Source organism: Lentisphaera marina (genome assembly GCF_028745505.1).
Taxonomy (GTDB): domain Bacteria; phylum Verrucomicrobiota; class Lentisphaeria; order Lentisphaerales; family Lentisphaeraceae; genus Lentisphaera; species Lentisphaera marina.
In genome coordinates this window covers 491,186-505,077 of record NZ_JAQZZL010000001.1, presented here as the reverse complement: position 1 = coordinate 505,077, position 13,892 = coordinate 491,186, and the positions used below count along the sequence as shown (strand labels likewise).

Below are 13,892 nucleotides of genomic sequence, written 5' to 3'. Positions count from 1 at the left end.
TATACGAACTTAGCCCTCGAATATGGATGTTTCTTGATAATAAGTGATGATAAATCCTACTTTGAAAGCTCAATAAAATCTCCATAAATTACCCGGATAAATAAAATTGTAAATAAAATCCAAAGAAATTATCTGAATGCAGTCCCACAAGCTATGGAGTGGGACTTTTAGCTCTTGCGTGAGCTTGTTTGCACTTCTATAATTTATGGTGTTTTTTCAAACTAAGGAAAGTTTATGATCAATGAAGTAGAATGGTTCTGTTATCTTGGTGCAGAGAATCAGTTTTTTGACAAAAATACAATTGTCGAATTAATGCAGATTAGTCCCGACGATGTGGACTTAATGAGTTTCGCACAGGCGGTGTTAGACAACGGCTTGGCAACAATGGAGAGTGTACAACAACTTTTAGAACATGCGGCTTATTATGCCAATCAAAGTGGCCCTTGCCCCCATAGCCTATTAGGTGGTGGTGCAGCGGAACCTGCTCAAGCGGCACCAACTCAAGCGGCTCCACCGCGAGACCCAGGAAGCCCTTACCCATTTTCGACACAAGACTTTCCTGATTTGAGTCAAGCAGCTGACTTGCCGATGGAAGAATGTAAAGAGCTCATGATTAAATTCCTTCAGGCAGCACGTCGCAATGGCTCTTCAGATGCGCATTTATCTGCGGAAGCCTATCCATTTGTACGTCATTTTGGTATTAATTACCTTTTACGAGAGCAGGCGATCATGACGCCCGATATGGCGAAAAAACTCAATTTATCTTTGCTGAGTGATAAAGACCGAAAAGCTTTTGAAGAAACCGGTGATTTAGATTACTGTTATTCCTTTTCAAGAACAGAGCGTTACCGCAGTAATATCATGGTTCACAATGATGGCGTTGAGGGCAGTTATCGAATTGTTAGTGAAGGTATAAAAACTCTAGGGGAACTTGGTTTCCAAGAGCCTGCAGTATTGGAAAAATTAACGACTTACCACCAGGGTCTTATTCTCATTACTGGTCCAGCAAGTTCTGGTAAAACAACGACACTTGCCGCGATGGTTGACTTGATAAATAAGGCGAGAAAAGACCACATCATTACCGTGGAAGACCCCATTGAAATTTTGATTCCATCCAAAGATTGTAATGTGAGTCAGCGTGAACTACACACGGGAACAAAGAGTTTTGCGAACGCGCTAAAAGCCGCTTTACGTGAAGATCCAGATATCATTATTTTAGGTGAAATGCGAGATTTAGAAACTATTGAAATGGGATTATCTGCGGCCGAAACGGGTCACTTAGTTATTGGAACGCTACACACCAATAGTGCATCAGCAACTTTAGACCGTATTCTAGATGTATTCCCACCCGACCAACAGTCTCAAATACGTGCGATGGTTGCAGAAAGTTTACGTGGGGTCATCTGTCAGTATTTAGTACCCAATATTGATCAAACGGGCTTACTCATGGCACCAGAAATTCTAATTGGTAACATTGCGGTAGCCAACCTCATTAAAGATAACAAGACATCGCAGTTGACTTCGGTCATCGAAGTTGGGAAAAAACAGGGCATGGTTTTGAAAGAAGATTCATTCTTACGCCTCTATAAAGAAGGTAAGATATCAGCAGAGACAGCGCTGCCACATATTGTGTCAGATGCAAAACGACGTGAAATAGAAGGCGCATAGGAGTAGATTATGGCTGCAAGAATGGATGATTTTTTGAGATACATGTTTGATAAGGGTGGATCAGATTTACACTTATTGAGTAATCACGTCCCCAAGATTCGCAAAAGCGGTAACTTGGTGGCAATCGAAGGCGAAGGGGTGATTGGCCCCGATGAAATGGAGGGCATTTTAAAAGAAATTTGCCCCGATGCAAAGTGGAAGCAGTACGTTGAAAACTTTGACTTAGACTTTGCCTACGAAATTACTGGTGTGGCGCGTTTCCGTGTGAACTACATGCGCACCGTCGATGGGATGGCATCAGTTATGCGTACAATTCCCACCGAAATTATGACTATGGAACAACTTAACTTACCGGATACTTTTAAGGGTGTTGTGGAACAAGGTTCGGGTCTTATTTTGGTGACAGGACCGACAGGTTCAGGTAAATCCACCACTTTGGCGGCGATGATAAATCACATCAACGAAACTCAAAGTAAGCATATTATTACCATTGAGGATCCACTTGAATTTGTTCACCCCAATAAAGAAAGTGTCATTGTTCAACGTGAGGTTCACGACCATACGACCTCATTTAATATCGCTTTAAAGGGTGCCATGCGTGCCGACCCGGATATTGTACTGGTTGGTGAAATGCGTGACCCAGAAACTATTGGTTTGGCACTTTCTTGTGCGGCCATGGGCCTGATGGTTTTTGGTACTCTACACACCAATAATGCACCAAAGACCGTTGACCGTATCATTGGTGCTTTCCCTGCTAAAGAACAACCACAGATTCGTGCGATGCTCGCAAGTACTCTGCGTACGATCATTTCGCAATTACTTTGTAAAACCACTGATGGGAAACGTTGTGCTTCACATGAGGTTCTCCTATTCCACCCAGCCCTTCCAGGCTTAATTCGCGAAGGTAAGTTAAGTAGTATTCGCGGTATTATTGAAGCGGGTGTGAAACAAGGTATGAAAACCATGGATATGGACTTGTTACGCCTCTATAAAGAAGGGCGCATATCAGGTGAAGAAGCCTACATGAAAGCTGCTGAAAAAGCAGCCTTCCAAGAGTTCTTACCTGCGGGCTACTTTGATGATAAGAGTTAATTTAGTTTAAATAGAACCTGTTTTAATTTAAAAAAGTATCGACGCCTATTAGCATCGGTACTTTTTTTGTAAATTTCTGAATAAATGTTTTCTTTGAACTTTTCCTGTGTTGTCTTTGACGATAAGTGATAGTCTAAAATTAATTTAATGTTAAATGTACTTCGTCTAGAAGTGCCTTTCTGTTGGGGGCTATTTTTTAGGTTTTATAAAGGTTTGACAAATAAGATCTAACAATTAAAATTCGTCTTTTCAAACGAGAATGGAGAAGAGATGAAAAAAGAAGATTCAGTGAGCTTGATGATCCAAGCCACCGCTTTACCACTATTTTTTGCCGTATCATATATTATTCAGGGTAAATTATATCTAAGTGCGATCGACAGTGCGCACAGAGTATTTGGTGATTTGATGCTGACTAAGAGTCAAGTTTTTATTACGGAATATTGGTTGCACATATTGCCTAGATATATCATTCCCATGTTTCTTTTAAGCCTTATCGGAGCCGCTTGCTCAAACTTATTTTGGACAAAAAGGAATTATGTATTTTTTATAGTAATGAACTTCATCTTTTGGCCTAAAGTCAAAATGGATTCTCCAGAGTTAAGTTTTACCATTTTCTTTTTTGCAGTGACATTAATTAGCTCAGCTTTAATGCCGCCAATTTTTCAAAATGTTTTAGGGAAAATTAAAAGCAGAGCCAAGCAAAAAATTGAGATTGATGATCAAAACTTGGAGAGTTTAGAGTCCGCTTAGTTGATTGTAGGCATTCTATATTATAATTCAGCTGAATAGGGTATAGAGCGATTATGCTTATGCATGCGATAATCGACAAATTCATGTAGTGTTTTGATATTGAAAAAAGGATTGCCCTTTAATTGGGCGCCTATTGTGCTAGTGGGACATGTCGCGTAATCATGTCCAGGTAGGACCTTCATCGAAGGGTCAAAACTGGTCCCGATTTTATTAAGAGTATGATACATGGCTTCAGGATCGCCGCCGCGTAAGTTACAGCGACCACAACCGTAGACAAACACTGTATCTCCAGTAAAGAGATGGCCATCGAGCTCATAACAAACGGAGCCAGGAGTATGACCTGGTGTGTGGTGAACTTTAAGTTCGATAGAACCGAGTTTTAAAAAATCGCCCCCAGAATGAAGTTGTGCATTGCGTCCAGCGCCACCCCAAAAGCGGTCTTCTATTTTGTGGACATGTAATTGGGCATCGCTACGGTGAAGAACTTGATCCACACCATTGACGTGATCGTAGTGACTATGAGTGAGGAAAATATTATTGATTTCACCATCCATTTCTTCAGCAGCACGAAAAATAGCATCCACATCCCAGGCGGGATCAATAACCGCGATACTTGAAGTTTTTTTATCTTTGATGAGGTAGATGAAGTTATCCATATGACCTAATTTTAGACTCTTTATTTCATACATTATGAATATCCTCCAATTCGTGTAAACAGCGATAATAATAACAATCTTTGATCAATTCAGCATGGCTTCCTAGACCATTGAGTTCACCTTTCAGTAAAACGGCAATTTGATCCGCATCGCGAATGGTAGAGAGCCTATGGGCGACAATGATCACGGTTTTCTTGGTCATGGCAAAATTAATGGTTGATTGAATGAGTCGTTCAGTTTCGGTATCTATGTTAGCCGTGGCCTCATCAAAAATAAGGATTTGTGCAGGAGAAACCAAGGCACGCATGAGTGCTACTAATTGGCGCTGACCAGCAGATAAACTTTCTCCACCTTCATCTAAAATAGAGTCATAGCCATTTTCTAGAGATTTCACAAAGTGTTGTAAGCCGGCGCGCTCGACCACATCTTCAATCATGGATAAAGAAATATCTGTACGCCCTAAAGTAATATTGAAATGAAGGCTCTCATGGAAGATAGCAGGTTCTTGGGGGACCATGACAATATGATGCTTAAGGACCTCGCGCTGAATCTCTCCGAGTTTTATATCGCCAACAGTAATCTCACCTTGGGTAGGTTCATATAAGCGAGCAAGTAATTTGAGCAGGGTGCTTTTGCCAGATCCAGTTGGACCCACGAGTGCTAAGCTTGAGCCTTGAGGAATATTGAGATTAATATTTTTGAGTACTGGCTCGGACTCAATATAGTGAAAACCTAAATCTTTAAGTTGAACCGAAGAATTTTTAATATCTTGAGTTCCTTTGTCGATTGGTAGTGCAATGGATAATATATCGCCAATTTTCCCCATGGCAGCAAAAGCCGCCTGTAAGACAGCAAAACGCGAGCCCATTTCTTTGATGGGGTCAAAGAGTTGATGGAGTAGCTGAATCCAAGCAACGAGTAATCCCGTTTTGATTCCAGGATCAAAATCCGAGTAAATGATCAGAAACAAAGCAAAAATAGCAAGCGTTAAATAAAGTAAGCCCTCTAAGAAGGAGTAAAGAAAAGCATCCATACTGATGGCTTTTATTGATTTATCGCGATATTCATGGCTGAGGTTGGAGAATCCTTGGCTCTGGACATCACCTAAGTTAAAGAGTTGGATCTCTTTACGCATGGCCACGGATTCATTGATTGAGGCACTTAAATACCCATTCACTGAGCGAATACCATCGTAGAGTTTTCGCAGTTTGATACGGAAGAAATTGACGATGATAATAACGGGAGGAAAGACGAGTAAAGTGATCCATCCAAGAGTAGAGTTTTCGTAAAATATATAGCCTATGATACCAATGATTTTTAGTGAATCAGTGATGAGGTAAGAGACCCCTTGCAAGAAAGTTTCTCCAATACTTTCAACATCAGAGGTAGCGCGACTGACTAAAACTCCAGAAGGGCGCTTTTCATAATCCCAGCGGCCCATAAAAGATACGTGCTCAACGACTTTTTTGCGGAGTTCGCTAAGGCTTCTAATACCCCCAGATTGAATTAAGACATTAATTAAAGTACTGACGAGGGCATCGGCAATGATCACGACAATGAATAGAGTGGCGTATTTAATGAGCAAGTCAGCGCGGTCGGCTTTGAAGCCATCATCAATCGCCTGTTGGACAAAGGCTGGTCCTAGAATGGTTAAGCAAACACTTAAAGGCATGAGAAGGAAAGAAAATATAAAACGCTTTTTATACTTCTTCGCTAGATCAGTAAAGGTGCCTAGGTTCTTGATATCACTCATGATTGAGCCTCTTCAATTTGCGCTAAGACATCGCTCTTTTCTTGATACTCACTCACACTCGCGTAAGAGGGATTAGACTTCAATAGCTCTTCATGGGTACCAGAATCAATGATTTTTCCAGCTTCCAAAAGGAAGATTTTATCACAGTTCTTAAGGGCCGAAATACGGTGAGAAATAAGCAGTAAAGTTTTGTCTTCAGTGGCCTCATAAAGTTTTTCGATAATATTGACTTCTGTGGCGTGGTCGACAGCAGAGATGAAATCATCCATAATCACGAGCTCCGCTTTACGGACAAGGGCGCGTAGAATAGAAAGGCGCTGTTTCTGCCCGCCGGAAAGGTTGATCCCATGTTCCCCTAGCAAAGTATTGATTCCTTGAGAAAGTTTATCTAAGTCAGGGCTTAAGCAACTGATGGCTAAGGCTTCTTCAAAACTGAGTCTTTGGCCTTGATGAGGTGAATTTGCCTCAACTATATTGATATTTTCGCGTATAGTTTTGCCGAAATGGCGACATTCTTGGCTAACTTGAGAGAACAAATCAGTTAGGACTTTTTGTTGAATATCGCAGCGATCAACACCATAGATTTTTAAAGTATTCTCCTTAGTTTCCAAGAGCCCAGAAATGATGTTGATGAGGGTGGTTTTTCCTGATCCCGTACTCCCAAAAAATCCATATTTTTTGCCTTTTTCAATCACGAGAGAATCAATTTTTAATTCAAATTGAAATTCATTGTCACGCTGAGGTTTATAAGTAAAGTCGAGATCTTTGATTTCTATCATAGCCGCATTTTGATTGCCTTTTTGATCGAGATCCTGGCGCGTTTTTATGGGGCGCTGGAGTTCAATTTCTTGTGCTTCTTTGGCGGCATCTTGAACTTTATAAAGTCGTTCAAGTGAAATTTCACCTCTTTGTAGGAGTGGTAAGAGGAAGCCTGCTGCACGCAAGGGTTGCTGAATTATCCAGAGGTAAAGCATAAAGGAAACTACTGTAGCAATGCCTTCGCTACTATCAATGAGGTCATTTTTGATGAGGCCATAGCGTAGGAGAATGTAGATGCCAAATCCCGTAATCATACTAACCATCAGCATGATGAATACCCGTAAGGTCATGAACTTTTCGGCGGTATTTGCGTAGTCCGCATTGGCTTTGTCTACGCGTTTAATAATTGAATTGTACACGGGAAAGACGGCCATGAGGGCATGGGCGCGAAAATGCTCGCGAATCACTTCGGTTAGATCCCCGAGGAGTTTTTGATTTTTTCGTCCAGTCGCCATCATTTTTTTTGAAATGACTTTGGTGACGGGCACAACTAAGATGAGGGGGATGAGTGAATAAAGGCTCAAGCGAACACTTAAGTTCAGCATGTGATAGAGGCAGAAACAGATCATGCCAAAAGTGTTGATGACGTGTAAAACGCCCATTGATATCATGACTCGAACTGAAGTTACATCGTTAGTTCCGGTACTAATGAGGTCACCGGAAGTCCATGGGCTAGAATGTGGGAGTCCAAGTAGTGAGTGGTACATACTTTCTCTCACCTCCGATTCAATTTGTCTCCCAGGAATAAAAATAAGGATGCGAGAAAGTGTTCTGAAAACGATCAGTCCTATGGCGGCTAAAAGTAAATAAGTGGCCACATGACTAAGCTCGCCTTTGGTGGCTTCATTTAAGGGGAATTGCTGATCGTCGAGAGCGCCAATGAGTCGACCTGTAATGAGGGGTATGGAACTGTGAATGACAATGGTGATAATTAGGCACAAAACACCCCAAAAGTAAATACTGAGTTTCTTTGGGGGGTATTCTTTTAAGAATCGTCTGACATTGGGGTAATTATTCATAGGAGCAATATAGGCCAATGTCTTTAATTGGAAATCTTGTGATAAGAATGAGGCGCAAATATTTATAATCAGCAATGGATTTGGGCACAAAAAAACCCCCGGGGTACCGAGGGTTTTTTGATAAACTGATAAGTTTACGTCACCTATAAAACACTACTTAGTTTTATGACGGTTCTTTCTGCTCTGCTTACGACGCTTATGTTTAGCGATCTTAGAGCGTCTTTTTTTACGGAGGTTACCCATATTAAACTCTTTATTTTTTGTTAAATCAAAGTACGGCGCCTAAGGTAGCAGGAACTTATTATTAGTCAAAGTCATTTTTTTAATTTTTGGGAGTTGCTTACTTACCAGCCTGTGCCACCTTAGAAATATGAAAAATACGAAACAACTTGGTATAATCGCGGGACGTGGGCATTACCCCTTTTTGATTTTGCGAGAAGCGCGAAAACATGGAGTCGAAAAAATTGCGGTCGCCGCAATTGAAGGAGATGCCTCAGCAGACTTAGAAAAAGAATCTGATGCAATGGCATGGGTATACCCAGGGCAAATTAACCGAACGATTAAATTTTTTCAAAAACAAGGTATTAGCGAAGCAGTCATGGTGGGGCAGGTCAAGCCCTCTAGGTTGTTCACGGGCTTACGACCTGACTTACGTACAATGATGATGTTAGGTAAGCTCAAGGAGCGCAATGCCGATACACTCTTTAGTGCGGTGTGCAATGAATTTCAAAAGTCGGGCATAACTATCCTATCGGCTATATCGTATTTGGATGATCACTTAGCAGGAGAAGGTTTGCTGAACAAAGTAAAGGCAGATAAGTCACGCTTACAAGAGGCCGAATATGCTTTTTCAGTTGCCAAGGAAGTTAGCCGTATGGATATTGGTCAGTCTGTGGTTGTTAAACGCGGAACCATTTTGGCAGTAGAGGGTTTTGAAGGGACGGACAAAGCTATTATTCGTGGAGGAGAACTCGGACGCGGTGGCGTTACAGTCTGTAAAGTGACTAAACCCAATCATGATATGCGTTTTGATGTGCCCTGCATTGGTATGCGAACGGTGGATTCCTTAATTCAAGCCAAGGCAAAGACTTTGGTGGTGGAAGCTAAACGCACACTTTTTATTGAGAAAGAACGAGTCTTAGAGGCTTTGGATAGGGCCAAAATTTCTGTTATAGGAAAAACGATACAAGAATAAATCCTGAGGAGGAGGGGAAATGAAAGAAGAAAAAATGGGCTTTGCTCACCGTTGCACATATGCCTTTATGGGCTTTTTTTCGTCAGCATTATTATTCACACTCATTTGCGGCAGTTGTTATGTCGTGTTCCGCATAGGGCTTGATAAGCTTTTATTTGCGGGAGGTATATTCACTTTAGCTTTTACTCTATGGGGCTTTATTGCCGGAGAAAAGATGATCGAAGAACTCTCCCACTTGTGGGGAAAATACATGGGTGATTAGTTTGATCAAGTTTTATCGCTCAATAAAATACTTTATCGAAAGCCATGAATAAGCACTTGGAATAAGTTAAATAGCCTTGTGCTTCAACAAACACAAGGCTATTAATCATAACTTATATACTGCGGATGATGCCACCCTCTACGCGCAGGGCGCTCCCATTGATGGCCTTGTTTGTAGATAAGAATACAGTGGCTTCGGCGACTTCTTGAACATCGACAAAGCGTTTGATGAGTGAAGTAGGTTCATGTTCATCGAAGTAAGAGGAAATGACCTCATCAATTTCTTTACCTTCTTCTTTAGCGAGACCATCGAAGTATTTTTCAACACCATCAGTCCACGTAGGTCCAGGGAGGATGCTATTGACAGTGACTTGAGTGCCTTTGGTGATTTCAGCTAAACCTCTAGAGAGACTGATCAGTGCCGTTTTCGAAACTGAATAGTGAATCATTTGAGGAAGTGGTTTAAAACCGGCCTCACTAGCGACATTGATGACGGAACCTGAATTATTATCGAGCATAGTCTTCATGAATTGGCGGCATAAGCGCACCGAGCTCATGATATTGACCTGAAAATACTTCTCCCATTCATCATCATCAGTTTCAAAAAAATCTTTAACGCCAAAAATGCCTGTGTTGTTAACTAGCACCTCAAGTGAACCAATTGCGGAGACTTGATCAATAAGCTTATTGCAGCCTTCTGCACTAGATAGATCTGCAGCGACACCATATTTAGCACCCATTTGCTGACGGATTTTTTCAACTTCTTCAGCATTGCGCCCGTGAACAATCACATGAGCGTCCAAAGCGACGAAATGTTCGGCAATAGATCGCCCAATGCCTTTTGTTGATCCAGTCACTAAAACGATTTTTTCTGACAATTTATTCATTGATGTTCTTTCCTCTATTATATTTGTGATTTTTATCTTCTTCTACCTACGCTTCTCGATCTAGCTGAACGTTGATAAGAACGTGCACGGCTATTGCCCATGCTACGAGAGCGCGATGAATTTTGTAGTGAATTATAGACTTTAGAGCGTTGGCTAGATTGATATTGACGCAGTTTACTCTGACGAATTTGAGCTTCAGGTGTGCTCGCAGGTCTAGTACTCGGTCGTGTTGTTGGCGTTGTAGGTCTTTGAGTGGGAGTAGTTGGTCGAGTAACGGGTCTTTTAGTCGGACTTGTGGGCCTAGTGGTGGGTCTATTAAAGGTTTTCCAAGAACCATTCTCGCGTTTTTTCCAAGTATCCCCTTCGCGCTTATAGATGTTGCCATCCTTACCAACATAAATATCGCCATGCTTATCTTTGGCAATAAAGCCTTTGTTGCCAGTGATTTTATTTTTACCTGCGATGATGCCTGCACCCTCAGAGTTTTTGAGTCCTACAGTAGATTTTTGGTAATTAGATTTATAGCCACCCTTTACCCAATCATTGCCATCGACGGCGACGCCTTTGCCCCATGAACCGTAGGGAGTATTTCCTCCAGCACGCGCCACATAACGATCGTTATAAGGATTGTAGGCAGTCATCGCATAAGCGCTTCCATAAGGGCCATATTTATAAGCGCTTCGAGTGTATGTGCCTGTAGAAGGATTATAGGTGGCGAGTCGTCCTGCGCCTCCGTATGGACCATAATACTTGGCGCCACGGTAGTAGACACCACGATAATAATCATAACGAGCACCACAGCCATAAGAGTAGTGATGGACATGGTGGTAACAATGACAGTGATGATGGTGATGACAACGACCATACCAGTATCCAACGCCAAAGACAACGACATCATCATAGACATAATTCCCGTAATAGCCAGAGGTGTAACCGACGACAACAGTATCGGAATTATCTTCATAAATTTCTACGAATGTGACGTAATATAGAGGGTGTTCATAAGGAATTGAGCTGATAACTTCGGGGATCTGTGTGGCAACAGCCCAAGCGCCTTTGGGACTAGGTGAAACAAACCAAATAGCCTTATCACAGGCATAATAAGTATCTTCGACTTTAAGTACAGCTTTATCAGTATTGACGGCATAATAGAGGGAAGAATCGGTACCTTTGATCTCTTCAAAGATGGGTTCGCCATCATAAGTGACTTCAAAACTGACATCGTTTTTGTTAACCGTAGCTTTTTGTGGTACAGAGGCAAGTAGAACGGCCGCTTTAGCATCTTCAGTTCCAGGAACAGAGGCAAGAACAAAAGATTTTTCATGATCTTCAGGAATTTTTGCGAAGTCAGCAGGTAAATTTCCTGCGGCACTTTTCCAGGGACCTTTGAGGCTTTGAGCTTTAAACCAACGGCCTGCTACGAGGTAGTAATAAAGATTTTCGGGCGAGTAGAGGAAGAGGTCGGCATCGCTATTATTGACAAAGAGTAAACGCGTTCCTGCGATGGGAGTGAAAGAAGCTTCGCCTTTCGTGACTAAAAGTTCGGAGGGTTTATTACTGACAAAAATTTCGGGGACTTTATTGAGTGGTTTTGGTTTAAGTCTTTTTTTGACTTCGCTCCAGTTGGCATCATCGGGGAGTTTATTTAGGTCACTGGGGATTTGTGTGGCGACGGTCCAAGGGCCTTTTTTTAAATCCTTGGTTTTTAGCCATGAATCACCATGGAGCAAGAAGTACTCAGAACTCGTCTTGTCGAGGAAAAGGTCCCAGTTAGTGTTGACTGCAAAAAGTAAGTCCGTGCCCTTAATCGCTTCAAACTTTTCTTCCCCAAGAAAGATGACGAGCGAGGCATCGCCATTACTGTAAAAAATGGGAGGGGGATCGAGGTTAACTTTGAGCTCACGATCTATTTTTTGATCATCATTTACCATGGCATTGACGCGATCAAGTGACATAATCATTTTTTTCCCCTTGGGGAGGATAGCATCGATCAAAGCCGTTAATTTGGGAGCAAGTTTTTCATCTACTTGAGGAAAATGTGTTTCTAGAATTTGTAAGTCCTTAAGGAGAATAAGCCGTTTAGTCTTGTGTGTGAGCGTACGAGTCTGAAAATAAATAGCCCCGAACATGGGGGCTTTTTCATTTTTTGGTGTCAGACTTATGGCGGCTCTGAATTTTAGCACTTTATGATTTTCCCAAGCATCAACTTGAGGGTGATAGACAATGAGTTCGTGACCGCCTTTTTCGTAAGTGCGAGGCCATTCAAGGGGCGGGGATTCTTGGATTTCAGCGAGAGCAGAAAAATTAAATAGAATTACGAAAATAAAATAAGTGATTAAGCGAGGGGCAAAAGCTTTCATATGATTCTCCAATTGATGTGCCCTAAATATGTTTACAGGAGCAGCTTAATACAAATGTATACTTTAGCAGGAATGTATTATTTGAGTAAAAACTATAGGTAATTAGCTTTGTAGAAGTTCTTGACTTTTAATGACATGGTGGAAGAGTAGCGCCGAATTAACAAGGACTTCATAATGAGTAAAGAAATCATGTATTTGCGTTTCCTGCAAATAGCTGTTTCACTAATGACCCCAATCTTGCTTTTTGGTATTGTTCAGGCAGCCAAAGGCAATATTAAATTGCATAAGCGCATAAATGGTGGAATTGTCTTAGTAGTGATGGTGGCGGTGATTGGACTCGTTGTCAGTTCACAAATGCTTGGTTTTGATTACAGCAGTATTTCTACCGACGAAGCAATGATCAACTTAGGCCCGGCAGAAATGAAAACCCGCCTCATCATTCACCGAACTTTTTCAAATCTACTTTTCATTACCTTATTGATCACGACTTTTAGTGGCGCAGTAAAAAAATATAAGCTCCATAAACAGATGGGGAAACTCACCCTGTTTTTTTGGTTTGGAACACTGATTTCCGCATTACTCTTCTTTTAAATCCAGAACTTTTTAAGTCGTCAGCTTATTATTTTGCGGACTCCTTGTAGCTTATTATTTATTTAAATAAGGATCTATTATGCGTTTACTCATTCTTTTATCTCTATGCCTCAGCTCTTTACTATCTGCCAAGGAAGTTTTATTTATTGGCAATTCCTATACGATGCAAAGCCGTGCAGCTTTACAAAATCTATTAAAGTCTGAGCAAGTGAGCTGGAATATGACCTTTATCACTAAGGGTGGTTTTACCTTAGAGAAACATTTGAATAATCCGCAAAATATAGAAATAATGAAGTCTAAAAAATGGGATGCCATTATTCTTCAGGAACAGAGTCAAACACCCGCCTACTCAAATTTTCGTGGTGGCTATTTTGATAGTTTAAAAAAGATTCAGCAAATGTATAAAAAGGATAAAACGCCCATCTACCTTTTTACTTCATGGGGTCGACGAGATGGTGATAAGCAGAATAAAAAAGCAGCACCAACTTACGAAAAAATGCAGGGCATGTTAGATGAAGCCTTTGCGGAGGGCGCAAAAAAATATAAGATGACAGAATTGCCCACCAATAAGCTCTGGCGCGCCGTAATGGAGAATGATTTGGACTTAGGCAAAAGCCTGTACAAAAAAGATGGAAGTCACCCCAGCAATAAGGGGGCTTACCTAGTGGCCTTGAGTCTTTATTGCAGCTTAGAGAACAAGACTCCAGAGCAAGTAAAATATAATGGAGATTTCTCTAGTATTGAGGCAAATCAGGTTAAAAAATGGGCGAGTCAATTTACTAAATAATTTCGGGACTCAATCTTAGTGCCGAGCTAGTTGTTTTAGCGAACTTCTTTAACA

The 13,892-nt window shown here is 41.3% G+C and carries 12 protein-coding genes; 7 read left to right on the top strand and 5 right to left on the bottom strand.

Annotated elements, in window-relative coordinates; genetic code table 11:
* Positions 1-234 precede the first annotated feature (234 nt).
* The 3 genes from PQO01_RS02215 to PQO01_RS02205 all read left to right on the top strand — a co-directional run bounded on the left by PQO01_RS02215 (position 235) and on the right by PQO01_RS02205 (position 3,510).
* Entirely contained in the window at positions 235-1,668 is a 1,434-nt protein-coding gene (locus PQO01_RS02215) for a type IV pilus twitching motility protein PilT (protein WP_274312408.1), read from the top strand.
* A 9-nt stretch (positions 1,669-1,677) separates the two neighbouring features.
* The gene (locus PQO01_RS02210) at positions 1,678-2,760 is read left to right on the top strand and encodes a type IV pilus twitching motility protein PilT (protein WP_274312407.1); all 1,083 of its coding nucleotides are present in this window, start codon (positions 1,678-1,680) and stop codon (positions 2,758-2,760) included.
* Between the two features lie 270 nt (positions 2,761-3,030).
* Entirely contained in the window at positions 3,031-3,510 is a 480-nt protein-coding gene (locus PQO01_RS02205; protein ID WP_274312406.1) for a hypothetical protein, read from the top strand.
* Positions 3,511-3,530: 20 nt separating this feature from the next.
* On the opposite strand, the gene PQO01_RS02200 is transcribed toward PQO01_RS02205, so the two are convergent.
* The 3 genes from PQO01_RS02200 to PQO01_RS02190 are packed head-to-tail and all read right to left on the bottom strand — an operon-like array spanning position 3,531 to position 7,757.
* Entirely contained in the window at positions 3,531-4,199 is a 669-nt protein-coding gene (locus PQO01_RS02200; protein ID WP_274312405.1) for an MBL fold metallo-hydrolase, read from the bottom strand.
* Complete coding sequence (locus PQO01_RS02195) at positions 4,192-5,919, bottom strand: ABC transporter ATP-binding protein (RefSeq protein WP_274312404.1); 1,728 nt, start codon at positions 5,917-5,919, stop codon at positions 4,192-4,194. Before PQO01_RS02195 ends, PQO01_RS02200 begins: the two co-directional genes overlap by 8 nt.
* On the bottom strand, positions 5,916-7,757 hold the full coding sequence (locus PQO01_RS02190) for an ABC transporter ATP-binding protein (protein WP_274312403.1): 1,842 nt from the start codon (positions 7,755-7,757) through the stop codon (positions 5,916-5,918). Before PQO01_RS02190 ends, PQO01_RS02195 begins: the two co-directional genes overlap by 4 nt.
* Positions 7,758-8,127: 370 nt before the next feature.
* Between PQO01_RS02190 and PQO01_RS02185 the strand changes: the two genes are divergently transcribed.
* Positions 8,128-8,952 (top strand): LpxI family protein, encoded by an 825-nt coding sequence (locus PQO01_RS02185; protein WP_274312402.1) that lies wholly within the window; start codon positions 8,128-8,130, stop codon positions 8,950-8,952.
* A 19-nt stretch (positions 8,953-8,971) separates the two neighbouring features.
* Positions 8,972-9,214, top strand: a complete 243-nt coding sequence (locus tag PQO01_RS02180; protein WP_274312401.1) for a hypothetical protein — start codon at positions 8,972-8,974, stop codon at positions 9,212-9,214.
* 112 nt (positions 9,215-9,326) lie between these two features.
* Here the strand turns inward: PQO01_RS02180 and PQO01_RS02175 are convergent, their stop codons facing one another.
* Both PQO01_RS02175 and PQO01_RS02170 read right to left on the bottom strand, forming a co-directional pair.
* On the bottom strand, positions 9,327-10,100 hold the full coding sequence (locus PQO01_RS02175; protein WP_274312400.1) for an SDR family NAD(P)-dependent oxidoreductase: 774 nt from the start codon (positions 10,098-10,100) through the stop codon (positions 9,327-9,329).
* A 32-nt stretch (positions 10,101-10,132) separates the two neighbouring features.
* Positions 10,133-12,460 (bottom strand): hypothetical protein, encoded by a 2,328-nt coding sequence (locus PQO01_RS02170; RefSeq protein WP_274312399.1) that lies wholly within the window; start codon positions 12,458-12,460, stop codon positions 10,133-10,135.
* Between the two features lie 174 nt (positions 12,461-12,634).
* Between PQO01_RS02170 and PQO01_RS02165 the strand changes: the two genes are divergently transcribed.
* Positions 12,635-13,051: a DUF420 domain-containing protein gene (locus PQO01_RS02165; RefSeq protein ID WP_274312398.1), complete on the top strand. Its 417-nt coding sequence runs from the start codon at positions 12,635-12,637 to the stop codon at positions 13,049-13,051.
* Between the two features lie 79 nt (positions 13,052-13,130).
* On the top strand, positions 13,131-13,838 hold the full coding sequence (locus PQO01_RS02160; protein ID WP_274312397.1) for an SGNH/GDSL hydrolase family protein: 708 nt from the start codon (positions 13,131-13,133) through the stop codon (positions 13,836-13,838).
* The last annotated feature ends 54 nt before the right edge of the window (positions 13,839-13,892 follow it).

What these genes read in the sequence shown, in the direction of transcription:
- PQO01_RS02165 (WP_274312398.1), top strand. Translation starts at nt 12,635, where the DNA reads ATGAGTAAAGAAATCATGTATTTGCGTTTCCTGCAAATAGCTGTTTCA.
- PQO01_RS02195 (WP_274312404.1), bottom strand. Translation starts at nt 5,919, where the DNA reads ATGAGTGATATCAAGAACCTAGGCACCTTTACTGATCTAGCGAAGAAG.
- PQO01_RS02185 (WP_274312402.1), top strand. Translation starts at nt 8,128, where the DNA reads ATGAAAAATACGAAACAACTTGGTATAATCGCGGGACGTGGGCATTAC.
- PQO01_RS02170 (WP_274312399.1), bottom strand. Translation starts at nt 12,460, where the DNA reads ATGAAAGCTTTTGCCCCTCGCTTAATCACTTATTTTATTTTCGTAATT.
- PQO01_RS02190 (WP_274312403.1), bottom strand. Translation starts at nt 7,757, where the DNA reads ATGAATAATTACCCCAATGTCAGACGATTCTTAAAAGAATACCCCCCA.
- PQO01_RS02205 (WP_274312406.1), top strand. Translation starts at nt 3,031, where the DNA reads ATGAAAAAAGAAGATTCAGTGAGCTTGATGATCCAAGCCACCGCTTTA.
- PQO01_RS02215 (WP_274312408.1), top strand. Translation starts at nt 235, where the DNA reads ATGATCAATGAAGTAGAATGGTTCTGTTATCTTGGTGCAGAGAATCAG.
- PQO01_RS02160 (WP_274312397.1), top strand. Translation starts at nt 13,131, where the DNA reads ATGCGTTTACTCATTCTTTTATCTCTATGCCTCAGCTCTTTACTATCT.
- PQO01_RS02210 (WP_274312407.1), top strand. Translation starts at nt 1,678, where the DNA reads ATGGCTGCAAGAATGGATGATTTTTTGAGATACATGTTTGATAAGGGT.
- PQO01_RS02175 (WP_274312400.1), bottom strand. Translation starts at nt 10,100, where the DNA reads ATGAATAAATTGTCAGAAAAAATCGTTTTAGTGACTGGATCAACAAAA.
- PQO01_RS02200 (WP_274312405.1), bottom strand. Translation starts at nt 4,199, where the DNA reads ATGTATGAAATAAAGAGTCTAAAATTAGGTCATATGGATAACTTCATC.
- PQO01_RS02180 (WP_274312401.1), top strand. Translation starts at nt 8,972, where the DNA reads ATGAAAGAAGAAAAAATGGGCTTTGCTCACCGTTGCACATATGCCTTT.